We start from the raw sequence: 26,463 nt of genomic DNA on the forward strand, positions 1-26,463 counted from the left end.
GCGGCAACGATGAACAGCCCCTTTCTGATTGCTGGGGAACTGGAAGCCGGAAGCCACCGGCTGGTGCAGCGAGTCTACTATGAGGATACGGATTTTTCCGGCCTCGTCTATCACGCGCGTTACCTGCATTTCCTTGAGCGCGGACGCACGGACTATCTGCGTTGTCTCGGCGTAGAACAGCGCGAACTCCTGAATGCCGATGAAGAGGGGCTGGTTTTCGTCGTCCATCGCATGGAGATCGATTTCAAGGGGCCGGCGCGCATGGATGACGTGCTGACGATCCGGACCGTCACCGAAAAGGCTGGCGGCGCCAAGATGGTACTGTCCCAGGAGATCCGGCGCGACGATATGCTGCTGATAGCAGCCAAGGTCATCATCGCTGTCATCAACGCCAAGGGGCGCCCGCGCCGGCTGCCGGAAAAGCTCGCGGCACAGATGCTGACCGCATCGGAAAGTGCCGGTTGAATTCAAGTTCTCCATGCTCTCGGTGACGACGGTCTCGTCGAGGGCTAACGGTGATTGGCAACTGGCAGCTTGCAATAACTTGAGTTTTATGTGAAGGAATTCGCCGCGCAAGATTTGTCTGCGTTTGCCGCCGGTTTCGTCCGGTCAGTTCTTCCCTGGAGCTAGAATAACCTTCGCCACCGTTAAATCCTTCATGTTTCGACGCTAACATTCTTTTAACCATAATAGTGTCTTACTGGTTATGTCGGAGTTTGTGCGGTGCACGCCTTCCTTTGACCAAATTTGACGGCAAGAAGGCAGTTGTAAGCTTGGAAGGCTTGACCAGGGCGTTCAGCGGCGGCTGCCAAACAATTCTTGTGAGATCACTTTTAGCCGCCCGGTCTAGCGCCGGGCGTTTGGATTCGGGGATTTTGGATCAATGGAACAAGTAGCACTGGCAGCGGCCACCACACCGGACATCACCCTCTGGTCGCTCTTCATGCAGGCGGGCCTGGTGGTCAAGCTCGTTATGATCGGCCTGCTGGCAGCGTCCGTATGGACCTGGGCGATCGTCATCGACAAATATCTGAGCTATGCGCGAGCGCGCCGGCAGTTCGATCATTTCGAGCAGGTCTTCTGGTCGGGCCAGTCGCTCGAAGAACTCTACCGCACGCTTTCGGAGCGCAACAATACGGGCCTCAGCGCCATCTTCGTCGCCGCCATGCGCGAATGGAAGAAATCCTTCGAGCGCGGCGCCCGTTCGCCGATCGGCCTGCAGATGCGTATCGACCGCGCCATGGATGTGACGCTGGCGCGTGAATCGGAACATCTGGTCGCCCGCCTGGGTTCGCTTGCCACCATCGGTTCTGCCGGCCCGTTCATCGGTCTCTTCGGTACCGTCGTAGGTATCATGACTTCTTTCCAGGCGATCGCCGGTTCGAAGTCGACCAACCTTGCGGTCGTTGCGCCGGGTATCGCCGAAGCGCTGTTGGCAACCGCCATCGGTCTGGTCGCCGCTATTCCCGCGGTTATCGCCTACAACAAGTTCTCGGCCGATGCCGGCAAGCTCTCGGGTCGCATGGAAGGTTTCGCGGATGAATTCTCCGCCATCCTTTCGCGCCAGATCGATGAGAAGCTGCAGCCGCGTCAGGCAGCACAGTAAGTAGCGGACAGAACCGGAGTAATTCACATGGCAATGTCTGTTGGAGGCAAGGGTGGCGGCGGTGGCCGCCGGGGCGGTCGTCGCGGCGGCGGCCGGGGCGGCCCGATCGCGGATATCAACGTGACACCGCTGGTCGACGTCATGCTCGTGCTGCTGATCATCTTCATGGTGGCGGCGCCGATGATGACGTCTGGCGTGCCGATCGATCTGCCGCAAACGCAGGCGGGCGCGCTGAACGCCCAGACCCAGCCGATCACCATCTCGATCAAGGCCGATGGCCAGGTGTTCCTGCAGGAAACGCAGATCGACGTTGCCGAAATCGCCGCCAAGCTGCAGGCGATCGCGACCACGGGCTACAACGAACGCATTTTCGTGCGTGGCGACGGCAAGGCGCCTTACGGCGTGATTGCCGACGTCATGTCGCGTATCCAGGAAGCCGGTTACAAGAATATCGGCCTGGTTACGCAGCAGATAACGGACCACTGACGAACCGACATGAAGCGCAGTCTCGCCACTTCTGCTGTCATTCACATCCTGGTGCTGATCGGCGCCATGGTGACGCTGAGTGCGCCGGCGCCGCTTGAGACGCCGGAAAGCACGGCGATGGATGTCGATATCGTGACGGCGGATCAGCTGCAGCAGGGCGAGAAGAAGGCGCCGGTGACGGATCACGCGGCACGCAAGCCGACGACCAAGCAGGATCAGGTTGCCAACGCCCAGAATACCGGCGAGAACAAAGTCGACATCAAGAACCCGGTCGTGCCGACGCAAAGGCCGGAGAGCGAGACTGCGGCCCTGGCGCCGAAGAAGGTGGATGCGCCCGTTCCGCAGGACGATCCGAAGCCGAACGACGTCAAGACGATCGAACAGAAGGAAACGGAGGCTGCGCCCAAGGAAGTGGCCGCCATTCCGCAGCAGAAGCCGGATGTAGTGCCGACGCCGAAGCCCGATCCTACGCCGCCGGCCCCGAAGGCCGATGCAACGCCGACGCCGCCGACGCCGCAGCCGACGGAACAAGCCGAAATTCAGCTGCCGAACAACGTCCCCGTGCCGGATGTGAAGCCGCAGCCGACGCCGCCGAAGGCAGCCGAGCAGAAGCCGGAAGTAAAGCCGACGCCGAAGCCGGACGTAAAGGTCGCAGACGCCAAGCCGACGGACAAGACGACGACGCAGAGCACAAGCAAGACCACCTCGGCCGACGACGGCAAGAAGGACGCCGACAAGAAGCGCCTGACTCCAAAGGGCGCCAGCAAGGGCCTCGACGATGGTCTCGCCGATCAGATCAACGATCTTCTCAACAACACCTCGTCGAAAGGCGGCGCGAAGCGCTCATCGCAGCAGGCTTCCGCAGGCGCCGATACCCAGGTCGCTTCGCTTGGCGGCAAGAAGTCGCTTGGCGCCGGCAAGCTCAGCCAGAGCCAGCAGGACGGCCTGCGCGATCTGATCCAGAAATACTGGAACCTCCCGCCTGGTCTTGAAGGTGCCGGCGACGTGCGTATCAAGGTGCACTTCAAGCTCGACAAATCCGGGCAGATCGTCGGTCAGCCGGAAGCGACGACCAACGGTGGACCGGCTTCGACACAAGGTGCCATGCAATCCGCCGCTGTACGCGCGGTCCTTCGCGCGCAATCGGAGTTTATGACGATTCTGCCGGCGGACAAATATGAGGACTGGCAGGAAGTCGTCGTCAACTTCAGTGCAGCGGATCTGGGGATGTGATGCGGGGAGTGCGGCTTTCGACAAATCACTGTCCCCGTCTCGGCACGAGCTTGCTTCTGGCCTTGGGCGTGATGTTGGCTGGTTCCATGTCGGTGCAGGCCGCGAGCCCTACAAAGCCGCATGGAAATTCGACTGGGGCCAGCATCCGCGATGACGTCGCGAAAAACTGGAATCTTGCTCCCGGCATGGAGGGAGCGAAGCATGTCAACGTTCGGGTGCACTTCAAGCTCAATCGAAGCGGAGAGATCGTGGGCGAGCCAAAGGTTACCGTGACCGGTGGCCCCAAGGCAACACAGCAAGCCATGGCCGCAGCCGCGATGCGAGCCGTGCTCCGGGCTGCCCCGTTCAAGAACTTGCCAAGAGATCAATTTGAGGACTGGAAAGAAGTCGTAGTCAACTTCGATGCCAGCGATCCGGCGAATTAATGCTGAAAGGCTTGATACATATGATCAGAAACTCCCTCTTGCGTCTCCTGCTGGTGCTGGCAGGCCTGACGGCAGCTCTCGCCACTCCGGCCTATGCCGTGGTCGAGCTCAATATCAACAAGGGCAATGTCCAGCCCATGCCGATCGCCATCACCGACCTTCTGTCGAATGATACGCTCGGCCCGCAGATCTCGAGCGTGATCGCAGCCGATCTGCAGCGCTCCGGATTGTTCGCTCCGATCAACAAGCAGGCCTTTATCGAGAAGATCACCAATCCGGATTCGACCCCGCGCTTCCAGGACTGGACCTCGATCAACGCGCAGGCGCTGGTGACTGGCCGCGTGACGCAGGAAGGCGGCCGCCTTCGCGCCGAATTCCGCCTCTGGGATACGTTCGGTAACAGCCAGATGATCGGCCAGCAGTTCTTCGCCCAGCCGGATAACTGGCGCCGCGTCGCGCACATCATCGCCGATGCGATCTATCAGAAGATTACCGGCGAGAAGGGTTACTTCGATACGCGCGTCGTTTTCGTCGCCGAGAGCGGCCCGAAGACGGCCCGCAAGACGCAGCTCGGCATCATGGACCAGGACGGCGCCAACGTGCGCATGCTGACCGACGGCAGCGACCTGGTACTGACGCCGCGCTTCTCGCCCAACCGTCAGGAAGTGACCTACATGTCCTTCGCCAACCAGCAGCCGCGCGTCTATCTGCTGCAGCTGCAGACGGGCCAGCGCGAACTGGTGGGTAACTTCCCCGGCATGACCTTCTCGCCGCGCTTCTCGCCGGACGGGCAGCGTGTCATCATGAGCCTGCAGCAGGAAGGCAATGCCAATATCTACACGATGGACCTGCGCTCGCGCACCACGACGCGCCTGACGTCGACGGCCGCGATCGATACGTCGCCGTCCTATTCGCCCGATGGCACGCAGGTCGCCTTCGAAAGCGACCGCGGCGGACAGCCGCAGATCTATGTCATGAATGCCGACGGTTCAAACCAGCGCCGCATCTCGTTCGGCAACGGCTCTTATTCCACGCCGGTCTGGTCTCCGCGCGGCGATCTCATCGCCTTCACCAAGCGTGCCGGCGGCAATTTTTCCATCGGTGTCATGAAGCCGGACGGTTCCGGTGAGCGAATCCTGACCTCCGGCTCTTACAGCGAGGGGCCGACCTGGGCGCCGAACGGTCGTGTCATCATGTTCTTCCGCGCGCCGTCCGGCGCAAGCGGGCCGCAAATTTATTCGATCGACCTGACCGGTTATAACGAACAGAAGATCCCGACGCCGGGCTTCGCTTCTGACCCCGCATGGTCGCCGCTTCTCGAGTAATGAAGGGCTCGCCACTTTATCGCCGCAAAGTCCTGTGACTGGACCGTTTGGCGACAATTTTAGGACATCATTAACCATACTTGTTGGAATCGGATTAACCGAACCCGGTTACAGTCTGGCAACCCTGATAGAGACTTATAGGAGAGACCGGCCATGAGCCGTACCGCAACCCAGGCCGTTGGCCACATGCAAAACCTCGCACGCAACCCGATCATGATCGCGCTTTTCGTCGGCCTTTCTCTGGCTGGCTGCGCTTCCAAGAAGGGTCTGCCGAACGATGCCAACGGTCTTGGCCTGAACGGTGCCGGCAATGCTACTCCGGGCTCGCCGCAGGACTTCACGGTCAATGTCGGTGACCGCGTTTTCTTCGTTGTTGATAGCTCCTCCATCAGCTCCGAAGCTGCCCAGACGCTCGATCGTCAGGCTCAGTGGCTCGCCCGTTATCCGAACTACTCCATCACGGTCGAAGGTCACGCCGACGAGACCGGCACGCGCGAGTACAACCTTGCTCTTGGCGCACGTCGCGCAGCAGCTGCGAAAAACTACCTCGCTTCGCGCGGTGTTCCCGCGAACCGCATGAAGACGATTTCCTACGGCAAGGAGCGTCCGGTCGCTACCTGCGACAACGAATCCTGCTGGTCGCAGAACCGCCGCGCCGTCACCGTGCTCAACGGCGCCGGCTCCTGATAGACGAAGAAAGACCAGTCGAAATGCAAAAGGCGGCCTCCTGGCCGCCTTTACTTTTTTGACCACACTTTGGCCGAACTCCGTTGCTTTTTGAGAGTAATTGTAAAAATCTCCTGTTCGAGCCCTCCGGCCCGAAGAATCAATAGGACAGGAAGATCCATATGAAAAAACTTGTCGTGGCGAGCATGCTTTGTCTCGCTACCGTCGTGGGTAGCGAACGCGATGCTTCTGCCTTGTCGTTGTTCGGAATCCATCTCGGGGGCCGCGAGGCTTCTGCGCAATCGGCTTCCGGCAATTCCCAAAGACAAGCACAATACGGCCAGGCACCGGTCATCAACGTTCAAAACAGCGATGCCGAAGTTCGTCTGCAACAGCTTGAAGACCAGATGCGCCAGCTGAATGGCCGTGTCGAGGAAATGAGCTATCAGCTGTTGCAGATGCAGGAGACGATCCGTAAGGCGCAGGAAGACAACGAATTCCGCTTCCAACAACTTGAAAAGCGCGGTGGCGGCGGTGCTGCCGCGCCGGCTGCCGGCGGCACGATGAAGAAGAGTGAAGCCGATGTGCCCGCGCAGAGCGGCGGCCAGCAGGACGATATTGCCGGCGTCATTACCGATTCGCAGAACGGCAGCGCCGCGCCGCGCGGAGCCGGCGGTGGCAAGCCGCCGAGCCAGCTTGGCTCTATCCAGTTCGACCAGAGCGGCGACCAGATCGGTTCCTCGATGACGGGGGCCAATAATGGTTCGGGTGCGCCTCCAAGCGCGGGCTCCGGCTCGCAGACGGCTTCGCTCGGCAGCGAGAACGACCAATACAAGGCTGCCTATGGCCATGTCCTGTCCGGCGACTACAGCGTCGCCGAACAGGAGTTCCGTCAGTATCTCGATAGCTACCCCAGCAGCTCCCGGGCCGCGGATGCGAATTTCTGGCTCGGTGAAGCGCTTTATTCGCAAGGTAAGTATAACGAGGCCGCCAAGACCTTTCTGAATGCGCATCAGAAATATAGCACCTCAGAAAAGGCGCCCGAAATGTTGCTGAAGCTCGGCATGTCGCTTGCGGCGCTCGACAACAAGGATACGGCCTGCGCCACGCTTCGCGAGGTGAACAAGCGTTATCCCAAGGCCTCCAAGGCTGTGACCGGCAAGGTTGCCAGCGAAGAGAAGCGGCTTGCCTGCTGATTGCCATGCCCATTGACGCTGTGACCGGCGGTGCCACAGTGCTGATGCCCGAAGCCGCCGCGACGGAATTTCTTCATTCTCTTTCGAAGCCTGCTCATGTTCTGGTCGCCGTTTCCGGCGGCAGTGATTCTACCGGGCTTCTGATTGCCCTTGCCGAGCGGCTGAAATCTCATCCTCACAAAGATATTACTCTGAGCGCTGCGACCATCGATCATGGTCTGCGCGCCGCAGCAGCCGATGAGGCGCGCGAGGTCGCGGCATTCTGTGCTTCGCGCGGTATTTCGCATTTCGTCCGCCGCTGGGAGGGGGAAAAGCCCGAGACCGGCATCATGGCGGCTGCGCGCGAAGCGCGCTACGGATTGCTCGCAGACCTGGCCTCCGATGTTTCGGCCGATGTGACCGTAACAGCCCATACGCTTGATGATCAGCGCGAGACGATGGCCATGCGCAGCGCGCGCCGCGGGCAGGGCGGTCATGGCACAGGCATTGCCGATGCGGTCTTGTTCGATCGGCGCATCTGGATCGTCAGGCCGTTTCTCGCCTGTCGGCGGGCGGATATCAGGAGCTTTCTCAAGACGCATGGCGTATCCTGGTTCGACGACCCGAGCAATGAGGATATAAAATACGAGCGTGTGCGCACGCGCAGAGATCTCCAAGCGGAGCCGATGGCGGGTGTGCCTGCGGATGGCGGCGCCGATCGCGCAGCTCTTTCAGAGAGAGCGGCTGCATGGCTCGATGATTGGGTCACAATTCACGCACAGGCGTTTTGTGTCGTCGATCGAGCCGGACTTTCGGCAGATCGGGCTGCTGTCGCTTATGCGCTTTCCTATCTTGCGGCCGTCTTCGGCGGCAAGGCGTATGGGCCTGGACATGTGCAAATGGAGCGCGTTCTCGAATTTGTGAACGGTGCCAGCCCCGGTCGACGTACGGCCGGCGGCGTGGTCTTCGACCTCAGGCGCGACGGACTCTATCTTATGCGGGAAAGCCGCAATATCGCGCCACTGAAGCTGTTGCCGGGGGCGAAAGGCATTTGGGACGGTCGTTTCGAGATCAGCAATTTGGGCAAGGCCCCGGTTCGCGTCATCGCTGCAGGCACGGAAAATATGACAATTTTTCCGGCGACTATGCCGAAGGGCGTGGTGCTGCGCGCCCGGGCGGCGATGCCGCTTGCGGCGACGGAAGGGGAGGCAAAGGCGGCGGCAGCGGTGACGGTTGCGCCATATCTTGCGCCCTTCGACCGCTTTTTGACACGATTTGACCTCACATTCGCCAATCGCCTTTCTGCAGCTTTTGGCCGCGAAGCCTATATGCGGCTGCCGCTTTCGGTCCTATAGACGGAAAAAGCATGCGGCGATGCGGTTTGCCTTGGCAAGGGCTTGGCGCAACCCTATGTTAGGGATCAAGTAATGCCGTCGCTTAAGCGGCGGAAGTTTCAGTGCTGGGGAGTTCGATGAACCCTAATTTTCGTAATTTCGCTCTGTGGGCAATCATAGCTCTGCTGTTGATTGCCCTGTTCAGCATGTTTCAGAACGCGCCGGCACAAACAGGCTCCAGGGAAATACCGTATTCGCAGTTCCTCCGGGAAGTTGATTCCGGCCGCGTTCGTGACGTGACCGTCACGGGCAACCGCGTCGTCGGCAGCTATGTCGAAAACGGCACGCCCTTCCAGACCTATGCTCCGGTCGTGGATGACAGCCTGCTTGAACGCCTGCAAAGCAAGAACGTCAACATCGTCGGCCGCCCGGAATCGGATGGCTCCTCGAGCTTCCTGAGCTATCTCGGCACGCTGTTGCCGATGCTCCTGATCCTCGGTGTCTGGCTGTTCTTCATGCGGCAGATGCAGGGTGGCTCGCGCGGGGCCATGGGCTTCGGCAAGTCGAAGGCAAAGCTTCTGACGGAGGCGCATGGCCGCGTCACCTTCGATGACGTCGCCGGTGTCGACGAAGCCAAGCAGGACCTGGAAGAAATTGTCGAATTCCTACGCGATCCGCAGAAGTTCCAGCGTCTCGGCGGTCGTATCCCACGCGGCGTTCTGCTCGTCGGACCTCCCGGTACCGGTAAGACGCTGCTCGCCCGCGCCATTGCGGGCGAAGCCAACGTGCCGTTCTTCACCATTTCCGGTTCCGATTTCGTCGAGATGTTCGTCGGCGTCGGTGCAAGTCGTGTCCGTGATATGTTCGAGCAGGCGAAGAAGAATGCGCCTTGCATCATCTTCATCGACGAAATCGATGCCGTCGGCCGTCATCGTGGCGCCGGTCTCGGCGGCGGTAACGACGAGCGCGAACAGACGCTAAACCAGCTGCTAGTCGAGATGGACGGCTTCGAAGCCAATGAAGGCATCATCCTGATCGCCGCGACTAACCGGCCCGACGTTCTCGACCCCGCGCTGCTGCGTCCGGGCCGTTTCGACCGTCAAGTCGTAGTTCCGAACCCGGATATCGTCGGCCGCGAGCGCATCCTCAAGGTTCATGCCCGCAACGTGCCGCTGGCTCCCAATGTCGATCTGAAGACGCTTGCCCGCGGTACGCCCGGTTTCTCCGGTGCCGATCTTATGAACCTTGTCAACGAAGCCGCCCTGATGGCCGCCCGCCGCAATAAGCGACTGGTGACGATGCAGGAATTCGAAGACGCGAAGGACAAGATCATGATGGGCGCCGAGCGCCGCTCTTCGGCTATGACCGAGGCGGAAAAGAAGCTCACCGCCTATCACGAAGCCGGTCACGCGATCACGGCGCTCAATGTCGCTGTCGCAGATCCGCTGCATAAGGCGACGATCATTCCGCGCGGCCGTGCGCTTGGCATGGTCATGCAGCTCCCCGAGGGCGATCGCTACTCGATGAGCTACAAGTGGATGGTATCACGCCTCTGCATCATGATGGGCGGCCGCGTTGCCGAGGAACTGACCTTCGGCAAGGAGAACATCACCTCCGGCGCATCCTCCGATATCGAGCAGGCGACCAAGCTTGCCCGTGCTATGGTCACGCAGTGGGGTTTCTCCGACGAGCTCGGCCAGGTCGCCTATGGCGAGAACCAGCAGGAAGTTTTCCTCGGCCACTCCGTTTCGCAATCCAAGAACGTTTCGGAAGCAACGGCTCAGAAGATCGACAACGAGGTTCGCCGTCTGATCGACCAAGCCTATCAGCAGGCCAAGGATATCCTCACCTCCAAGCACGATGAGTTCGTCGCACTGGCGGAAGGCCTGCTCGAATACGAGACGTTGACGGGCGAGGAAATCAAGGCGCTGATCCGCGGCGAAAAGCCGGCGCGCGACCTCGGTGACGATACGCCGCCGAGCCGTGGTTCGGCCGTACCGAAGACCGGCGCCAAGAAGGACGGTTCACTCGGTGCCAAGGGCGATGAACCCGAAGGCGGTTTCGAACCACAACCGCGCTAAGGGCGCGAGGCGTTCAATCTCGGTTGAGAGGCCAGCCACCTGTTTCAGGTGACTGGCCTTTTGTTTAGGAGAGGGCAGAAGGGCGTAACGCTTCCGAGGTTGATCAGCCTTTGTGGCAACTGGCGGGTGGGGCAAAGTAATGCGGAGGCAGTAGGCTGTGAATTGGACTATTGTCGGTCTCGACCTGGTACAGTTTTTTAGTGCTTATTAATGGTAACGCGTTGTAATAGGCGTTCTCGGTAATTTAAGTGCCGAATTTTACAATCTGTGGCATGAGCCACAAGCATCGATGTTTGCAGTGTCGCTTGCTTTGGGGCGGCGATATCGATGCCGCTGCAGTCCCGGTGAGGACGCGGCAACGACAGGAGTGCATATGAAACGTCGTTATTTCGGAACTGACGGAATTCGCGGTCAATCCAATATCTATCCGATGACGCCGGATCTTGCCATGCGCGTAGGTATCGCTGCCGGCACGATCTTCCATCGAGGCAGCCATCGCCATCGCGTCGTTATCGGCAAGGACACGCGCCTTTCCGGCTATATGCTGGAAAACGCCATGGTGGCGGGATTTACCGCGGCCGGTGTCGATGCCTTCGTTCTCGGCCCTATCCCGACACCCGCGGTCGCCATGCTGACGCGCTCGCTGCGCGCCGATATCGGCGTGATGATCTCTGCCTCGCATAATCCCTACGAGGATAACGGCATCAAGCTTTTCGGGCCGGATGGCTACAAGCTCTCCGATGATCTGGAAATGAGAATCGAGGAGATGCTCGACAAGGACATGTCGGAGCATCTTGCCAAGTCGGAGAATATCGGCCGCGCCAAGCGTATCGATGGTGTGCATGACCGCTATATCGAACATGCCAAGCGCACCCTGCCGCGCGATGTGACGCTGCAGGGGCTGCGGATCGCAATCGACTGCGCCAATGGCGCTGCCTACAAGGTGGCCCCGGCCGCTCTTTGGGAGCTTGGCGCCGACGTCGTCACCATCGGCAATGAGCCGAACGGCACGAATATCAATCTGAATTGCGGCTCCACCAGCCCCGTCGCCTTGCAGAAAAAGGTGGATGAAGTCCGCGCCGATATCGGTATCGCGCTGGATGGGGATGCCGACCGTGTCATCATCGTCGATGAAAACGGCACGATCATCGATGGTGACCAGCTGATGGCCGTCATTGCCGAAAGCTGGGCCGAGAGCCAGACGCTGCGCGGTAATGGTATTGTCGCAACCGTGATGTCCAATCTCGGCCTCGAGCGCTTCCTGGACGATCGTGGCATGTCGCTTGCGCGCACGGCCGTCGGCGACCGCTATGTCGTCGAGCATATGCGCCAGCACAATTACAATGTCGGCGGCGAGCAGTCCGGCCACATCGTATTGTCCGACTATGGCACGACAGGCGACGGCCTCGTGGCTGCGCTGCAGATCCTTGCTGCGGTGAAGCGCACGAGCAAGCCGGTCAGTGAAGTCTGTCGCCGTTTCGAACCGGTACCGCAGCTGCTGCGCAACGTCCGTATTTCCGGCGGCAAGCCACTGGAGGACATTCAGGTGCGCCAGGCAATCGCCGATGCGGAAAGCGAGCTTTCCCGCAACGGCCGTCTGGTGATCCGCCCTTCCGGCACCGAGCCCCTGATCCGTGTCATGGCGGAAGGCGACGATCGCGGCCAGATCGAACGCATCGTCGGCGGACTGATCGACGTGATCTCGAGTGTGCGCTCGGCCGCCTGAGCAAACGAAAGAAGTAATTCCCGAATAATACTATGGCCGCCTCGTCGAGGCGGCCATAGTATTTTCAGTTTCGGCATGATGGTCAGTCTACTGGAACATTTCTCCGGGATAGGCGCCCCAAAGCTTGTCCTGCCTGATATAGCCTCTGGCGGAATGCTCCCGGACCGAAACACGGCACCAGGTTCCGGTGCAGGATTGCAGCGAGACCAGTACGCGCGGCTGCAGCTCCGCGATTGCCTTTGCGGCGGGATTCGGATCAGTGCGCAGCATGGCATTCTTCGTCAGCCATGGAGCGACTACGGCCGTCCGTGCTCCGGAGAGCAGGGCTGTATGCATCCAGCCGGTCACTCCGGTATCATCGCGGACCTGTCGCCAATGGCCGTATTCATCAATGATTTCCAAGGGAAGACCCGGCTTCATATAGATCCATTTCGTGGCATAGATCGTCGAGGGCCCGACGCGCATGCGCGCCTTATGAGCTCGGAGCGAAACGTAGCGCGGGATCGGCAAGCCCGTCTCGCGCCCCTTGTTCCAAGCAGTGGCCGCGGCTGCTGCCGGCTTGACCGGCATCGCATCTGCCGATGAGACGGAGCTCAAGAAGATAAGAGCAAGGCCCAGGCTGGCCCATATTGTTCCACGGTAAGTCAGCGACTTCCTCCTGAGTTATCTCCCGGCCGAAGCACTGTAATGGTTCGATTCTTGCCAATTGGTTTAGCGAGACCGGGCCTCGGTTTGTGCCCAGACACAGCGCTACGTACGGAAATAGAGGAAGTGGGTAGTCGTATCCCATTCTCTTTATTTAAAAATCAACATCCTCTAATATATAAAATAAAGTATAATTCCTGAATAAACAGGGTAAATATTCGTAGTTAATCAGGTTTTAACTCCTTTTCATCATTATCCCTGTCATGTCTTTTCAATTGGCAAGCATTTGCTGTGCCAAGGGCAAGAAATTTGGAGCCAAAGCCATGATGAAAACCCTGATGGGGGCACTTGCCACTTTGCTTGTTGGCACGTCGGCCTTTTCTGCTGATCTCTATACACCCGAACCGGTTCAGCCGGCGCCGGAAGTGACCGTCGCCCAATCCAGCGGCTGGTATCTGCGCGGCGATGTCGGCTATGCCTTCACGAACCTGCGCGGTGCCAACTACTTCCAGGGCTCCAATTCCAGCCTTGTCGATTTCGATCGTGCGAAGCTGGACGGCAATGTCACGCTCGGCGGCGGTGTCGGTTACCAGATCAACAACTACCTGCGCACGGACTTGACGCTCGACTATCTCTTCAAGTCCGATTTTAAGGGCTCCACGAAGGGCGATTGCGGTGCCTGCGGCCCGGGCTTTACTCCGACTGCGGCGACCTCTCGCGATCTCGCTTCGCTCACGGCCTATAGCTTGCTTGCCAACGCTTATGTCGATCTCGGCACATATGGCATCTTCACCCCCTATGTCGGTGGCGGTCTCGGCGGCACCTATGTCAAGTGGAGCAATCTGAAGAACACGTCCTGCTCGGACGCCAACCCGGATTCCTGCGACGGGTCGGTCACGCATAACGGCCGCGGCAGCTGGCGCTTCACCTATGCGCTGATGGCCGGTACATCCATCGACCTGAGCTGCAATCTCAAGGCCGATGTTGGCTATCGCTACCGTCACGTTCAGGGCGGCGACATGTTCGGTTACAACGAGAATGGCGGTCCTGGCTACGACAAGGGTCTGAACCTGCACGAAGCCCGCATCGGTGCGCGCTATACCTTCGGCGGCTGCCAGACCGCAAGCTACATGCCGCCGGCCGATATCCCGGTCCAGCCATCGGTTTACAAGTAAGCAATATCCATTCCACGTTATTGAAAAGCCGCCTGGTTTCATCCGGGCGGCTTTTTCTTTTTCCCATTCCGTTAAGTAATTCCGCGCTGTTTTAAAGCTTCATTAACCATGAATTCCCTATGGTTAATGAAATAAGAATGGCCGCCTTCCTGCATCGGATCCTCTTTTGAGGTTATCGCTAGGAAGCACAGGCCAGCCGATTCGACGCGCGGGCGTCGGCCCGAGGATGGAAGGCGAGGGGTAATGATCCGTTTTGACGCTTTGGCGCTGGCCGCAGCGATGGCAGGCGCATCGGCGGGTATTGCCTTTGCGGCCGATGCAGCACCGCCGGAAATCAAGATGCCGGAGGTCAGCGTCAAGGATGCCAGGGGATGGTATGTGCGCGGCGATGTGGGCTATGCGGTCAACGCCAGCCGCACGGATACGAGACTTCGTGCCTATGATCCTGCGGGTGGCGATTACAGTTCGAGCAGCTTTGATTCGACCCGGTTCGGCGGTGATTTTTCCGGCGGCCTCGGTATCGGTTATCAATTCAACGATCTGTTTCGCGCCGACGTGTCTGGCGATTTCTTCAGCGGCGATTTCAATGGCCGCCTTTCGAGCGATTCGCCTTGTTCCGGCGGGGTCGGCGGCACGGGATGCTCCACGAAGGCCCGTTCCTCCTTCAGGGCTGGCAGCCTCATGGTCAACGGCTATGTCGATCTCGGGACGCTTGCGGGTTTCACGCCCTATGTCGGCGCCGGTCTTGGCGCCACGCGGGTTTCCTGGAACAGCGTCAATGTCACCGGCTCCTGTCTTGACGGCGCATCGGGTTGCGGTGGCGCTGCGTCGGTCAGTGCTCGATATCCTGGCGAAAGTGACTGGCGCATGTCCTATGCCTTGATGGCGGGTGTCGCCTATGAAGTCGCGCCGAACGTCAAGGTCGATCTCGGCTATCGTTTCTCCCATATCGCCGGCGGCGACGTGTTTGGCGATTCTGCGGCCAGCGCCACCACAGGCCGCGACGGGGCATTGTCGCGTCACGAAATTCGTGTCGGCCTGCGGATCACCACTTGGTGAGGCTTGTCGCCTATGGCGTCGTCAGCACATAGGCGATGCGGCGAAAGAAATCCAAGGTTCGAAAAATGTGCGCTGGAAAACGCCGCAGGGCAGAAGATTTGGCTGCTCGATAATCGCGGCGCCAGCCGATCATGGTCGTTCTCTGCAGCCGGCTGAAACCGGCAATATTCGCGCGCGTGCTGACGATGGATATATGCATGTCCCAGCCGCGCTCGACGGCCACATCCCAGGGCAGCGACATAACGGAGAGCGATTTCACGATCTTCTCGGCGCCGCGGCGCGTGACGAGATAGCAGGCGGTGGAACCCTGTGGACCGAACAGGCAACGCCCGACGATATCTCCCTTGAGGCTGCGCGCCATGGCGCGAAAGCCGTTCCAACGGTGATTGACAAGCTTGATGAGATCGGCGGCTGGCGCGGCTTCCCTGGCCGCCGCGGCACGTGCCAGAAACTCGGCATCCAAGGCGACATCATCTTCGATGATGATGGCTATTTCACCGCCGTTTGCCAGAAACTGGCGCAGTGCCGTCAAGTGGCTGCGGTAGCAGCCGTATTCGCCGGGCAGAATGGTCCGGCCATGTCGGCGCTGGAAACGAACATGGTCGACATCGATCCATTGCTCGCGCGGGACGAGCGCGCCATCGACGCCATCGATGCGTTCGAATCGGAAGCCGAATTCATCGCTTTGACGCTGGATCTCCGCCAGCCGCTCTGCCGCGCGATCGATATTGATCAAATAGACCGGCATGGCCTGTACGGGCATCAAAGGGTTTTCGGCGAGTGCAGTTAGAGACATCGGGCACACTTGTTATTTCTGTCTGCGCAAAATCGGCGCGCGCACCGTCTTATATGATTGCGCGTCTGCACGGAATCCAGCTTTTATGGAACCAAATTTGGCTTATTTCCATTGCGCGTAACTTGCATGTCATCACACTTTCTGCACGACTTCGTGAGGGAGTGCCATCCATAATTTTTGCTATTGCGCTTGCGGGCGGCTTCCAATATATCCGGCGGCGGGACACCCTTCCCCAACGAAGGGCTTTCTATCTGAGAGGATAGCATTATGACTAAGCTCGCCAAGCCGGACATCCGTCCGAATAATACCCATTTCTCTTCTGGTCCATGCTCGAAGCGTCCCGGTTGGACGCTTAACGCTCTTTCCGATGCGGCTCTTGGCCGTTCGCACCGTGCGAAAGTCGGCAAGGCAAAGCTGAAGCAGGCCATTGATCTAACTCGCGAAATTCTGGAAGTGCCGGCGGATTACCGCATCGGCATCGTTCCCGCTTCCGATACCGGCGCCGTCGAAATGGCGCTTTGGTCGCTGCTCGGCGAACGCGGTGTCGACATGCTCGCTTGGGAAAGCTTCGGTGCCGGCTGGGTTACCGACGTCGTCAAGCAGCTGAAGCTCAAGGACGTTCGCAAGCTTGAAGCCGGTTACGGCGAGCTGTCAGATCTTTCCGCTGTCGATTTCGACCGCGACGTGGTCTTCACCTGGAACGGCACCACCTCCGGTGTGCGCGTTCCGAACGCTGATTTCATCCCGGCCGACCGCAAGGGCCTGACGATCTGCGACGCCACCTCGGCAGCCTTCGCTCAGAACCTCGATTTTGCCAAGCTCGATGTCGTCACCTTCTCCTGGCAGAAGGTTCTGGGCGGCGAAGGTGCACATGGCGTCATCATCCTGTCGCCGCGCGCCGTCGAGCGCCTCACGACCTATCAGCCGGCCTGGCCGCTGCCGAAGATCTTCCGCATGACCAGCGGCGGCAAGCTGATCGAAGGCATCTTCACCGGCGAGACGATCAATACGCCTTCGATGCTTTGTGTCGAAGACTATATCGATGCTCTCCTCTGGGCCAAGGACCTCGGCGGGCTCAAGGCACTGATCGGCCGCGCCGATACCAATGCCAAGGTCATTCACGATTTCGTTGCCGCCAACGACTGGATCGCCAATCTCGCCGTCAAGGCCGAGACGGCGTCCAACACGTCAGTCTGCCTGAAGATCGTCGATAAGGATGTCGTCGCTCTAGATGCCGATGGCCAGGCGAATTTCGCCAAGGGCCTGGTTGCGCTCCTTGAGAAGGAAGGCGTCGCCTATGACGTCGGCCATTATCGCGACGCGCCGTCGGGCCTGCGCATCTGGGCCGGTGCAACGATCGAAGCTTCCGACATGCAGAAGCTGATGCCCTGGCTCGCCTGGGCTTTCGAAACGCAGAAGGCGACGCTCTCTCAGGCTGCTGCCTGAGGTTTGAAGCGTTTATGGCTCCGCCCCGACAGGCGGAGCCGAGCATTCCGAATTCTCATTGTTTTCATGCAATTCCGACCGGAAAGCCGTTCGCATTTCGTGGGATTGCTCGTCTTAGCTGACTTTTCAGGAGGCCTCCATGGCACCTCGCGTTCTCGTATCCGACGAATTGTCGGAAACCGCCGTTCAGATCTTCCGCGATCGCGGCGTCGAAGTCGATTTCCAGCCGCAGCTTGGTAAGGACAAGGACCGGCTGTTCGAAATCATCGGCAATTACGATGGTCTTGCCATCCGTTCCGCCACCAAGGTGACGGAGAAGATCATCGAAGCGGCGAAGAACCTCAAGGTCGTCGGCCGCGCCGGCATCGGCGTTGACAATGTCGATATTCCGGCCGCCTCGCGCCGCGGTATCATCGTCATGAACACGCCGTTCGGCAATTCGATCACGACCGCCGAACACGCCATTGCGCTGATGTTTGCCGTTGCCCGCCAGCTTCCGGCTGCCGATGCCTCGACCCAGGCCGGCAAGTGGGAAAAGTCGAAGTTCATGGGTGTCGAAATCACCGGCAAGACGCTCGGCATCATCGGCGCCGGCAATATCGGTTCCATCGTGATTGCCCGCGCTCTTGGTCTGAAGATGCATGTCCTGGCCTACGACCCCTTCCTGTCGAAGGAGCGCGCCGAGGAAATGGGCGTTACCAAGGTCGAGCTCGATGAACTCTTCGCCGGCGCCGACTTCATCACGCTGCATGTGCCGCTGACCGACAAGACCCGCAACATCATCGACGCCTCTGCGATCGCCAAGATGAAGCAGGGCGTGCGCATCATCAACTGCGCCCGCGGGGGTCTCGTCGATGAGGCAGCCCTTGCTGCCGCCATCAAAGCAGGCCACGTCGCCGGTGCGGCCTTCGACGTGTTCGAAGTCGAGCCTGCCAAGGAAAGCCCGCTCTTCGGTCTGCCGAACGTCGTCTGCACGCCGCATCTCGGTGCCTCCACGACGGAAGCGCAGGAAAACGTCGCTCTTCAGGTCGCCGAGCAGATGGCGGACTATCTCGTCAAGGGCGCCGTCTCGAACGCCATCAACATGCCCTCGATCACCGCTGAAGAAGCACCGATCCTGAAGCCGTTCATCAAGCTTGCCGATGTTCTCGGCGCCTTTGTCGGTCAGGTCACGGACGATCCGATCAAGGAAATCGAGATCCTCTACGATGGCGTCACGGCCAACATGAACACCAAGGCCCTGACCAGCGCGCTGCTCGCCGGCCTGATCCGCAATCAGGTTGCTGACGTCAACATGGTTTCGGCCCCGATCATGATCAAGGAAAAGGGTATCGTGCTTGCAGAAGTCAAGCGCGACAAGACCGGCGTCTATGACGGCTACATCAAGCTGACGGTTACCACCGACAGCATGACGCGTTCCGTCGCCGGCACCGTCTTCTCGGACGGCAAGCCGCGCTTCATCCAGATCAAGGGCATCAACCTCGATGCCGATGTCGGCAACCACATGGTCTATATCGCCAATACCGACGTTCCCGGCATGATCGGCTTCATCGGCACGACGTTAGGCTCTGCCGGCGTCAATATCGCCAACTTCCAGCTCGGCCGCGACAAGCAGGGCGGTGATGCCATCGCGCTTCTCTATGTCGACGGGCCGATCAGCGATGAGGTGCTCGGCAAGCTGACGGCGCATCAGGCGATCCGTCAGGCAAAGCCGCTGGTGTTCAACGTCGATTGAGCCTGCTCACCCTGAAGAAGGGCGGCAGCCACAGAGTTTGCTCCTCCCAAGAGCCAATCCGAAAGCCCGGCGCGACATGAGTTGCGCTGGGCTTTTTTCATGGTTGTGAGGGTTGTGGATAAGCCCGGCGTGCAGGCTATCGGGGGCGAGGAAACGCGCATATCTCTATGTCATGGAGGCTTTGCGGAAAAACATCCTTGGGGAAGGAATGGGTACGCCGATCGAATGGCTGGCGAAGCCGGTCTCGGTGGCGATCGTTCTGTTTGCGCGGGCCATCACCGCCGTTCGGGCGATCTGGCCCGAGAGTGGCATGCAAACCCGCCGCTGCGTCTATTTTGCCAATCATTCCAGCCATGGTGATTTCATCCTGATCTGGACCGTCCTGCCGCCGCGATTGCGCCGACGCGTGCGCCCGGTGGCAGGCGCGGATTATTGGCTGAAATCCCCGCTGAACAGCTTCATCGGTCGGGATGTCTTCAATGCGGTGCTGATCGAGCGGGATCGCGAGGCACGCAAGGAAGATCCGGTCACCCAGATGACGCAGGCGCTCGATGCAGGCTCTTCACTGATCCTGTTTCCAGAGGGCACGCGCAATCTCACCGATCAGCCGCTGCAGCCCTTCAAGAGCGGGCTTTTCCATCTTGCTCAGGCCCGGCCGGATATCGATCTCATTCCCGTCTGGATCGATAACCTCAATCGCGTCATGCCCAAGGGTGAGTTCGTGCCCATTCCGCTGATCTGCACGGTCACCTTCGGTGAGGCGCTGCATATCGGCGAGACCGAGGAAAAGGCGGAGTTCCTGGCAAGAGCCGAAGCGGCCTTGCTAGCGTTGGCGCCCAAGCGGGCGGGAGACTAAGCATGGGTGCGGCAAGTGCCGATCTGATCCATCTCGTTCTTGGCATTTTCGGCGTCCTGATCGTCGCCTCGGTCATCGGCTACGTGCTGGAACAGCGTCTGTCGCCCGACGGATCGAATGCGGCGATCGAAAACCTGAATGCGCGCATCAAGGCCTGGTGGGTGATGGTGGTGCTGATCGGCATCGCCTTCATTGCCGGGCGTGCCGGCGTCATCCTGCTGTTCGCCTTCTGCTCTTTTGCGGCACTGCGCGAATTCGTGACGCTGATCAACACGAAGCGGGCGGATCATTGGGCGCTTGCCGCTGCCTTCTTCGTCGCCCTGCCGGTGCAATATTACCTGCTCTGGGCCGAGCAATACGGCATCTATTCGATCTTCATTCCCGTCTACGCCTTCCTCTTGATGCCGATCATCGCGGTGCTGCGCGGCGATACCGAGCGGTTTCTGGTGCGCATCGCCGAAGTGCAATGGGCGCTGATGATCTGCGTCTTCTGCGCCTCGCATGTGCCGGCGCTGCTGACGCTGCATATTCCCGGCTACGAGGGCCGCAACGTGCTGCTGATCGCCTTCCTGGTGATCGTCGTGCAGCTCAGCGACGTCCTGCAATATGTCTGGGGCAAGTTGTTCGGGAAAACGAAGATCGCGCCACGGCTGTCTCCATCGAAGACGGTGGAAGGCTTCGTGGGCGGTGTCATCAGCGCCTCCTTGATCGGCGCGGCGCTCTGGTGGGTGACGCCGTTCACGCCGCTGCAGGCCGGGCTGCTCGCCTTCATCATCACCATCATGGGCTTCTTCGGTGGCCTCGTGATGTCGGCGATCAAACGGGATCGCGGCGTCAAGGATTGGGGGCATCTGATCGAAGGGCATGGTGGGCTGATCGACCGGTTGGACTCGGTCGTCTTCTCCGCGCCGATCTTCTTCCATCTCGTGCGCTACTGGTGGTCGCTGTCATGAGCGGGAAGCTGAAAGCGCTTGCCGGCAGCAGCATCGTGCATGTGCTTTTCGCCTTCCTCGCGATGGGCGGCTGGGCTGTCTTCGCCAACCGCATGTACCCGATGCCGAGGCCACTGGCCGCGGGCTTCGTGCAGGGCGTGCTTTCGGGCTGCCTGACATTGTTCCTGAAATCCGTGGTCGAAGCTTTGTCGCGGCGGTTCGGCGGCTCTACGCGCCTTTGGGCGCCGCCGCTGATCGCGTGCCTGGGCTCGGCAACGATCCTGGTCGTCATCCACGCGCTGAGCGGCACACCGGAAATCCTGAAGACCATTGCCGTGCCGTTGCTGGTCTCCTCCAGCTATGCGGCGATCTACAATTATTCGATTTCAGCCAAGGCTGCGAAATCATGAGAGGTGAGGGGCCATGACAGGCGAGGGCCAGGCAGGCAAGGGAACCGGTGATCGACGGCCGCTAGCGAGCCGCAACACGCGATGGGCGCAGGCACTGGCGCGGCGCATGACAGCGCTTTCGGTAACGCCGAACCAGATCTCGCAGGCAAGCATGGTCATGGCAGCACTGGCGGGGGCTTCGTTCTGGCTCTCCGGCGTCGCTGGCGGCGTGGGGGCGCGGGTGATCTTGCTGATCCTTGCCGCCTTGTTCTGCCAGCTGCGCCTGCTCTGCAACCTGCTTGATGGCATGGTGGCAGTCGAAGGCGGCAAGGGGGAGGCCGACGGGCCGTTCTGGAACGAGTTTCCGGACCGCATCGCCGATATCCTCATCTTTGCCGGTATCGGCTATGGCATCGGAGTACCAGGCCTCGGTTGGGCCGCCGCCGGCTTTGCTGTGCTGACGGCCTATGTGCGCGAGCTTGGCCGTGCCACCGGCAATCCCAGCGATTTCGGCGGTCCGATGGCCAAACAGCATCGCATGGCGGTCACTACGGCAGCGGCTTTGCTTTCGATTGTCGAGGCTCTATGGACCGGCGGCAACTGGGTTTTCACCGTTGCGCTCTGGATCATTGCCGTCGGTTCGGCGGTCACGGCGTTGAGGCGCAGCCGCAATCTGATCCGGCATTTGAGAGCAAAGGGCTGATCCGCACTTTTGCCGCCCCCTTGCGCCGGATGGCGATCCTTTCTATATCCCTCCAGAATTAGGCGGGCTGCGAAGAGTGCAGCTCATTTCCGGCATGAAAATTCGCCGCTTTTGCATGGCATCCGGCGGCAGGAAGCATGATCCCGAAAAGTGTGCAGCGGTTTTTGGATCAGATCGTGCAAAATGAAATCGCGAGAGCGTGACGATGTTTCGAAGAAAGGTCATCCCGCTACAGACAGCACCGAAGATCGTTCAAGACTGGCGGCAACGACCGTGAATACACTGGATTTTGACAAGAGGCCGGAAGATACCCGCGTCGTCGTCGCCATGTCGGGCGGTGTCGACAGCTCCGTCGTTGCCGGCATTTTGAAGCGGCAGGGCTATGATGTGCTCGGCATCACGCTGCAGCTCTATGACCATGGCGCGGCCGTGCATCGCGCCGGCTCCTGTTGCGCCGGCCAGGATATCGACGATGCGCGCCGCGTCTGCGAAACGCTCGGCATCCCGCATTATGTGCTCGACTATGAAAAGCGCTTCCGCGAGACGGTGATCAATCCCTTCGCCGAAAGCTATGTGGCCGGCGAAACACCGATCCCCTGCGTTGCCTGCAACCAGACCGTCAAGTTCGCCGATCTGCTTGCGACGGCCAAGGAACTCGGCGCCGATGCGCTGGCAACCGGCCATTACATCCGCTCGCGCCCCAATCCATCGCCGGAGCATCCGCATCGCCGCGCTCTCTATCGCCCGGCCGATGCCGATCGCGACCAGAGCTATTTCCTCTTTGCCACGACGCAGGAGCAGATCGATTATCTGCGCTTTCCGCTCGGCGGCATGCCAAAGGCCGAAACCCGCGCGCTTGCCGAGGAAATGGGCCTTGTCGTCGCCAAGAAGGCCGATAGCCAGGACATCTGTTTCGTGCCGCAGGGCAAATATTCCGATGTCATCGCCAAGCTGAAGCCGAATGCGGCACTTGCCGGCGAGATCGTCCACCTCGACGGCCGCGTGCTCGGGCAGCACGAGGGCATCCTGCATTATACGATCGGCCAGCGCCGCGGCATCGGTGTGGCCACAGGCGAGCCGCTCTACGTCGTCTATCTCGACGCCCGCTCGCGCCGCGTCATCGTCGGCCCGAAGGAAGCGCTGGAAACGCATCGCGTCTATCTGCGGGATGTCAACTGGCTGGGCGACGAACCGCTGGAGCAGGCCGCTTCCAGCGAGGGCTTTGCCTGTTTCGCCAAGGTCCGCTCCACCCGCGCACCGTCCCCGGCTGTGCTGCATGCCGATGCCAGTGGCATCTATGTCGATCTTACCGTCGGCGAAGCCGGCGTGGCTCCCGGCCAGGCTTGCGCGCTCTATTCAGCACCCGGCGACGACGCGCGCGTCTACGGCGGCGGCTTCATCGAACGCTCGGAGCGTGAGCCGATGGCGGAAGCTTCCTTGAAGGCGCTGCTGGCAAGCCCGGTCGCTGCTTGAACGATAGATAAGATCGGTTTGGAGAAACCACTGATTTTTCCAAATCATCCGCTTGACACCAAGCCGAACCGCACCTTATAAGCCGCTCAACCGACGAGCCAGCGCTTTTCGAGCAGGCGGTTCGTTTGACCTTTGTGTTTGCTGCTAAACAGCAAACACGGCGTGGCGGAGTAGCTCAGTAGGTCAGAGCAGAGGAATCATAATCCTTGTGTCGGGGGTTCAAATCCCTCCTCCGCTACCATACGTCCCTCCAACAATTCTGCACGGTTGCCTAAAAGAGTGCTCGTTTGCTAGGGGCACGGAAGCTAAACCCCTTCTACATTTGCAAGGGCCGAATTCAAGAACCGGCCGCGCCGATTCCTTTGGGGCCATCGAGACGAGCGACGTCATCATCTAAGGTTCGTACTGCCGCTGCCAAGGTTGCTAGTGCCGACATCATGAGAGCATGGTCCTGGCCTTCCTGGGATTGCGACTGGGCCAGAGCAAGAGCTCGATCATGAAGCTGCTGGCTGATGGTATCGAGCCGATCGATAGTGTCTTGATTCATAGCCGTCTCCTTCACAAACCCATTCGGCAGAGCGCCATATGTTTGGGAATGCATGGTGCGGCTTATTTGTTCCGGGCGAACCTGATCGGCAGGGCGGCAACTGCGATCCGGGATATTGTTGGCAACTCCATATCGATCAGATTTGGCTGATAGCTCTTCCGGTACCATGTGTTGCAAGGCGGCCCTAGGCATTAGCCGGCGAGGGACGGCCTCATATAAATTCGACGCCCATGCTGTTGATTTTTCGCCAGCGCACCGCGCAGGCCAACAGTCTCTCATCCGAAAGTTGCAGTTTGAAGGCGTTGGGTGCGGCGAGTGGGTTTTCGATTTGAATCATGGCGCCGGTATCGGACAGATTTCGGATGAGGCAATCGAAGACCGAGTGGCCGTCATTAAATATGATTTTCGCGCCGAGAAGCGTTCGCTTTCGGGTGGTTACCCGGCCTTCAGGTGAGAATGCCGTCATCGCGCTGACTCCTGCGTTCCTATTTTTACTAATATGGCATGTTCTAATATCGAAGATATTAACGGGAAGTGGCGAATTGAACGCTTTCCGTCTGTCAGAGGCAGCGAAGGGGAGTGGCGGGTATCGCAAGATGTCGGCTGGACGGAGGCAGGCCCAGGCCGGAGCATCGGCACTGCCATATCTTCGAAAAACTATCTCTCCGGCTTGATCGCAAGCGGAATATCTCAGCAGAGTCGGATGAAGGTGGCCACCGGCGAACAAGTCGCCGACAATTGCGTTGTATTTTCAAATGGCCATGAAAATCCACGCGACATATCTTGCAAGACGAAATCTGCTCTGGCACCGTGCTGCCATAGGGGATCGGGGTTCTCAATGAGATTGTTTTTGGCAGCGGCCACCATGCTGGTGATCGCCAATTCCGCGATGGCTGCAGACGATGCCGTGGGCAATGCGTTCCGGGTCTGCAAGATGATCGACAATACCGGCTTGTTTACCGCGCCGTGCCAGGTTTCCAGCCGAAGGTACGCCGTCATGGCGACCATAGATCTGCCGAGTGCCGATGCCAGAAAGGCCTGCGCGCAGATCACGGGCGTGGCTTCGTCGAAGGGGCTCCATTTTCCCGGAGGAGAATGGACCGTGCAGATCAAGTCACCGACCAGCGGCGATAAATCCATCGCATTTTGTAGATTGCCGAAATAAACAATCCTAAGAAAACTGCGTAGCGGCTTTCCGTCCGGAACTGCAAAAAAAAAGGGATGGAGCGTTCTCGCGATTCAAGGAGAACCGGAGGGTTCTAACGCCGTTAGGCCGAGGCGTTCAGTTCCTCTTCGGCATAGGCAAGCTGCAGTTCCATCTGGACCGCATGCATGAAGAGGCCGGCTTGCCGCGAGATTTCGCCGTCTTCCACTCCCTGTTCGCGCAAGGCGTTGGCAAAGAGTGCCATTTCCGAGCGCCAGAAGCGGTTTGCTGCCTCGCCATGTAGCTGCTGAAGGGCTGTGGCACACCGCCTGACATCACTGGTACGCCTGTCGGCAGGGAATGGTAGAAGCGACATATTCTCTCCGTCATCGGCAGGAGCGAATCGCCTGCCTCTGTTGGCAAGATCGCCGGCACTCGTTCATAAAAAGTGAATAATGTCAGAGAGATCCCGCCTGTGGCGGGAAGGGAGGGGAATTTCATTGCATTACGGATATGCCTGCTTCTCGGGCAGCCTTGATCAAGGCCTCTCTCACGGCTTCGGCAGGGACGGCGCCAAGCATCGCTTCGAGGCAGATCCGTACCGCTGCGACATAGTCTTCCCCATTTGCCACCGGCCAATGTTCCAGCAGCAGCTCTGCAACCTGATGTACCGAATTGACGCGGCGGGTTCCGCCGTTCTCTCCCATGACAAGCGTGACAGCTGGAAATGGTCGTAAAGTGTTTCGTTTCAAAACGCATTACCTCCGAAACGTTCATGCTTCGGTAACACAGCAAGAAGCGTTCCGATTCGAACGCTTTCCGGCTGATGTCAGTGAAACAGGTTCCGCTCCCTGCTGCTTACGAGCAAATTCACCTCGTGAATACCCGCGATAGTTGTAAAATGCGAGGGCGTCGTACATTTCCCGCAGAATTGAATGGGTCTTGAGGGAGCTTGTGATCATGCAAGCGCGGTGGCTTTGACGGTACTGTGCCGAGACGCCGCATGCACAGCACGAAAGCTTGCGTATTCAAACAAGAATCGGCCACAGGTTCAATATCGCTATCTAGTCGAGCACACCGGCTTCGATGCAGGCCTTGATGAACACCTTCCTGGCGTACTCACAAAGAAAGGGGTCGGTCTCGGCTTCAAGGCAGAGGCTTCTGGCCGAATCGTATTTTTCGCCTCTGACGGTTGGCCAGCGGAGAAGAAGGTGATTGTGGGCTTCCTTCGGGCTCCGGATTGCTTCCGGCATGCCGTGGCCGATGCGCAGATATACGGGCTCAGGCCAGCGGCTTGCGCCGGCCTTAAAGGTCATTTTCATTTCGATGATGCTCCGACATTGCGAGTGAAACTCCCGCCACGGCAAAAAGTTTCGCAATTTCCGGAAATCGGTCCGCACCATTTTTGTAAGAGCGGTGCGGTGCCAAACAGTGTGGCAGCCTACCGGACTATGCGCAATCAAGCCTTGTGAAAACAGTGCGCAGCAGGTCTCGAAACAGGCAGCA

At 59.5% G+C, this 26,463-nt stretch carries 28 protein-coding genes and 1 tRNA gene; 22 read left to right on the top strand and 7 right to left on the bottom strand.

Annotation, left to right across the window (positions count from 1 at the left end; all coding sequences use genetic code 11):
- The first annotated feature begins 9 nt into the window (after nt 1-9).
- From ybgC to glmM, 11 genes are all read left to right on the top strand, one after another.
- The gene (ybgC, locus tag PH558_RS01570) at nt 10-465 is read left to right on the top strand and encodes a tol-pal system-associated acyl-CoA thioesterase (RefSeq protein WP_069611881.1); all 456 of its coding nucleotides are present in this window, start codon (nt 10-12) and stop codon (nt 463-465) included.
- A gap of 418 nt (nt 466-883) precedes the next feature.
- Nucleotides 884-1,606, top strand: coding sequence for a protein TolQ (gene tolQ, locus PH558_RS01575; protein WP_047629119.1), 723 nt, complete (start codon nt 884-886; stop codon nt 1,604-1,606).
- 27 nt (nt 1,607-1,633) lie between these two features.
- Entirely contained in the window at nt 1,634-2,092 is a 459-nt protein-coding gene (tolR, locus tag PH558_RS01580) for a protein TolR (RefSeq protein ID WP_069611827.1), read from the top strand.
- Nucleotides 2,093-2,101: 9 nt separating this feature from the next.
- Nucleotides 2,102-3,325: a hypothetical protein gene (locus PH558_RS01585; protein WP_113408223.1), complete on the top strand. Its 1,224-nt coding sequence runs from the start codon at nt 2,102-2,104 to the stop codon at nt 3,323-3,325.
- Nucleotides 3,326-3,411: 86 nt separating this feature from the next.
- Entirely contained in the window at nt 3,412-3,750 is a 339-nt protein-coding gene (locus tag PH558_RS01590) for a hypothetical protein (protein WP_146214396.1), read from the top strand.
- A 20-nt stretch (nt 3,751-3,770) separates the two neighbouring features.
- Complete coding sequence (tolB, locus tag PH558_RS01595; RefSeq protein ID WP_095436348.1) at nt 3,771-5,075, top strand: Tol-Pal system beta propeller repeat protein TolB; 1,305 nt, start codon at nt 3,771-3,773, stop codon at nt 5,073-5,075.
- Nucleotides 5,076-5,228: 153 nt separating this feature from the next.
- On the top strand, nt 5,229-5,762 hold the full coding sequence (gene pal, locus PH558_RS01600; protein ID WP_069611823.1) for a peptidoglycan-associated lipoprotein Pal: 534 nt from the start codon (nt 5,229-5,231) through the stop codon (nt 5,760-5,762).
- A gap of 161 nt (nt 5,763-5,923) precedes the next feature.
- Nucleotides 5,924-6,937 carry a tol-pal system protein YbgF gene (gene ybgF, locus PH558_RS01605; protein ID WP_095435709.1) on the top strand — a complete coding sequence of 338 codons (1,014 nt, stop codon included), beginning with the start codon at nt 5,924-5,926 and terminating at the stop codon, nt 6,935-6,937.
- A 5-nt stretch (nt 6,938-6,942) separates the two neighbouring features.
- The gene (gene tilS, locus PH558_RS01610) at nt 6,943-8,271 is read left to right on the top strand and encodes a tRNA lysidine(34) synthetase TilS (protein WP_285201878.1); all 1,329 of its coding nucleotides are present in this window, start codon (nt 6,943-6,945) and stop codon (nt 8,269-8,271) included.
- 116 nt (nt 8,272-8,387) lie between these two features.
- Nucleotides 8,388-10,331, top strand: coding sequence for an ATP-dependent zinc metalloprotease FtsH (gene ftsH, locus PH558_RS01615; RefSeq protein WP_069611821.1), 1,944 nt, complete (start codon nt 8,388-8,390; stop codon nt 10,329-10,331).
- Between the two features lie 373 nt (nt 10,332-10,704).
- Nucleotides 10,705-12,057 (top strand): phosphoglucosamine mutase, encoded by a 1,353-nt coding sequence (gene glmM, locus PH558_RS01620; protein ID WP_095435707.1) that lies wholly within the window; start codon nt 10,705-10,707, stop codon nt 12,055-12,057.
- A gap of 87 nt (nt 12,058-12,144) precedes the next feature.
- Here glmM and PH558_RS01625 read toward each other — a convergent pair whose 3' ends face one another.
- A complete protein-coding gene (locus PH558_RS01625) occupies nt 12,145-12,627 on the bottom strand; it encodes an SH3 domain-containing protein (RefSeq protein ID WP_244575223.1) in 483 nt (160 codons plus the stop codon).
- Nucleotides 12,628-13,025: 398 nt separating this feature from the next.
- On the opposite strand from PH558_RS01625, the gene PH558_RS01630 reads away from it, so the two are divergent.
- A complete protein-coding gene (locus PH558_RS01630) occupies nt 13,026-13,877 on the top strand; it encodes an outer membrane protein (RefSeq protein WP_095435705.1) in 852 nt (283 codons plus the stop codon).
- A gap of 243 nt (nt 13,878-14,120) precedes the next feature.
- Nucleotides 14,121-14,936 carry an outer membrane protein gene (locus PH558_RS01635; protein WP_285201879.1) on the top strand — a complete coding sequence of 272 codons (816 nt, stop codon included), beginning with the start codon at nt 14,121-14,123 and terminating at the stop codon, nt 14,934-14,936.
- 10 nt (nt 14,937-14,946) lie between these two features.
- Here PH558_RS01635 and PH558_RS01640 read toward each other — a convergent pair whose 3' ends face one another.
- On the bottom strand, nt 14,947-15,732 hold the full coding sequence (locus PH558_RS01640; protein ID WP_244575222.1) for a glycosyltransferase family 25 protein: 786 nt from the start codon (nt 15,730-15,732) through the stop codon (nt 14,947-14,949).
- Nucleotides 15,733-15,999: 267 nt separating this feature from the next.
- Between PH558_RS01640 and PH558_RS01645 the strand changes: the two genes are divergently transcribed.
- The 8 genes from PH558_RS01645 (at nt 16,000) to PH558_RS01680 (ending at nt 23,507) form a co-directional block, all read left to right on the top strand.
- The gene (locus PH558_RS01645) at nt 16,000-17,178 is read left to right on the top strand and encodes a phosphoserine transaminase (RefSeq protein ID WP_285201880.1); all 1,179 of its coding nucleotides are present in this window, start codon (nt 16,000-16,002) and stop codon (nt 17,176-17,178) included.
- Nucleotides 17,179-17,317: 139 nt separating this feature from the next.
- A complete protein-coding gene (serA, locus tag PH558_RS01650; protein ID WP_095435701.1) occupies nt 17,318-18,913 on the top strand; it encodes a phosphoglycerate dehydrogenase in 1,596 nt (531 codons plus the stop codon).
- Nucleotides 18,914-19,121: 208 nt separating this feature from the next.
- The gene (locus PH558_RS01655) at nt 19,122-19,769 is read left to right on the top strand and encodes a lysophospholipid acyltransferase family protein (RefSeq protein ID WP_095436347.1); all 648 of its coding nucleotides are present in this window, start codon (nt 19,122-19,124) and stop codon (nt 19,767-19,769) included.
- 2 nt (nt 19,770-19,771) lie between these two features.
- Nucleotides 19,772-20,722, top strand: coding sequence for a phosphatidate cytidylyltransferase (locus PH558_RS01660; protein WP_285201881.1), 951 nt, complete (start codon nt 19,772-19,774; stop codon nt 20,720-20,722).
- Complete coding sequence (locus PH558_RS01665; RefSeq protein ID WP_285201882.1) at nt 20,719-21,111, top strand: hypothetical protein; 393 nt, start codon at nt 20,719-20,721, stop codon at nt 21,109-21,111. The genes PH558_RS01660 and PH558_RS01665 overlap by 4 nt, the downstream gene beginning before the upstream one ends.
- A gap of 13 nt (nt 21,112-21,124) precedes the next feature.
- Complete coding sequence (locus tag PH558_RS01670) at nt 21,125-21,793, top strand: CDP-alcohol phosphatidyltransferase family protein (RefSeq protein WP_285201883.1); 669 nt, start codon at nt 21,125-21,127, stop codon at nt 21,791-21,793.
- Between the two features lie 273 nt (nt 21,794-22,066).
- Entirely contained in the window at nt 22,067-23,266 is a 1,200-nt protein-coding gene (gene mnmA, locus PH558_RS01675; RefSeq protein ID WP_285201884.1) for a tRNA 2-thiouridine(34) synthase MnmA, read from the top strand.
- Nucleotides 23,267-23,430: 164 nt separating this feature from the next.
- A tRNA-Met gene (locus PH558_RS01680) sits at nt 23,431-23,507 on the top strand.
- Between the two features lie 96 nt (nt 23,508-23,603).
- On the opposite strand, the gene PH558_RS01685 is transcribed toward PH558_RS01680, so the two are convergent.
- Both PH558_RS01685 and PH558_RS01690 read right to left on the bottom strand, forming a co-directional pair.
- Nucleotides 23,604-23,813, bottom strand: coding sequence for a hypothetical protein (locus tag PH558_RS01685; protein ID WP_069611809.1), 210 nt, complete (start codon nt 23,811-23,813; stop codon nt 23,604-23,606).
- Between the two features lie 211 nt (nt 23,814-24,024).
- Nucleotides 24,025-24,279 carry a PilZ domain-containing protein gene (locus PH558_RS01690; RefSeq protein ID WP_285172884.1) on the bottom strand — a complete coding sequence of 85 codons (255 nt, stop codon included), beginning with the start codon at nt 24,277-24,279 and terminating at the stop codon, nt 24,025-24,027.
- A gap of 237 nt (nt 24,280-24,516) precedes the next feature.
- Between PH558_RS01690 and PH558_RS01695 the strand changes: the two genes are divergently transcribed.
- On the top strand, nt 24,517-24,978 hold the full coding sequence (locus PH558_RS01695) for a hypothetical protein (protein WP_285172883.1): 462 nt from the start codon (nt 24,517-24,519) through the stop codon (nt 24,976-24,978).
- A gap of 103 nt (nt 24,979-25,081) precedes the next feature.
- On the opposite strand, the gene PH558_RS01700 is transcribed toward PH558_RS01695, so the two are convergent.
- From PH558_RS01700 to PH558_RS34200, 3 genes are all read right to left on the bottom strand, one after another.
- The gene (locus tag PH558_RS01700) at nt 25,082-25,333 is read right to left on the bottom strand and encodes a DUF6074 family protein (RefSeq protein ID WP_069611806.1); all 252 of its coding nucleotides are present in this window, start codon (nt 25,331-25,333) and stop codon (nt 25,082-25,084) included.
- 121 nt (nt 25,334-25,454) lie between these two features.
- Nucleotides 25,455-25,664, bottom strand: coding sequence for a DUF982 domain-containing protein (locus PH558_RS01705; RefSeq protein ID WP_174718628.1), 210 nt, complete (start codon nt 25,662-25,664; stop codon nt 25,455-25,457).
- Between the two features lie 357 nt (nt 25,665-26,021).
- Nucleotides 26,022-26,360, bottom strand: coding sequence for a DUF982 domain-containing protein (locus PH558_RS34200; protein ID WP_350223795.1), 339 nt, complete (start codon nt 26,358-26,360; stop codon nt 26,022-26,024).
- Nucleotides 26,361-26,463: the final 103 nt, after the last annotated feature.

The organism is Rhizobium pantanalense (genome assembly GCF_030182525.1).
Classification (GTDB): domain Bacteria; phylum Pseudomonadota; class Alphaproteobacteria; order Rhizobiales; family Rhizobiaceae; genus Rhizobium.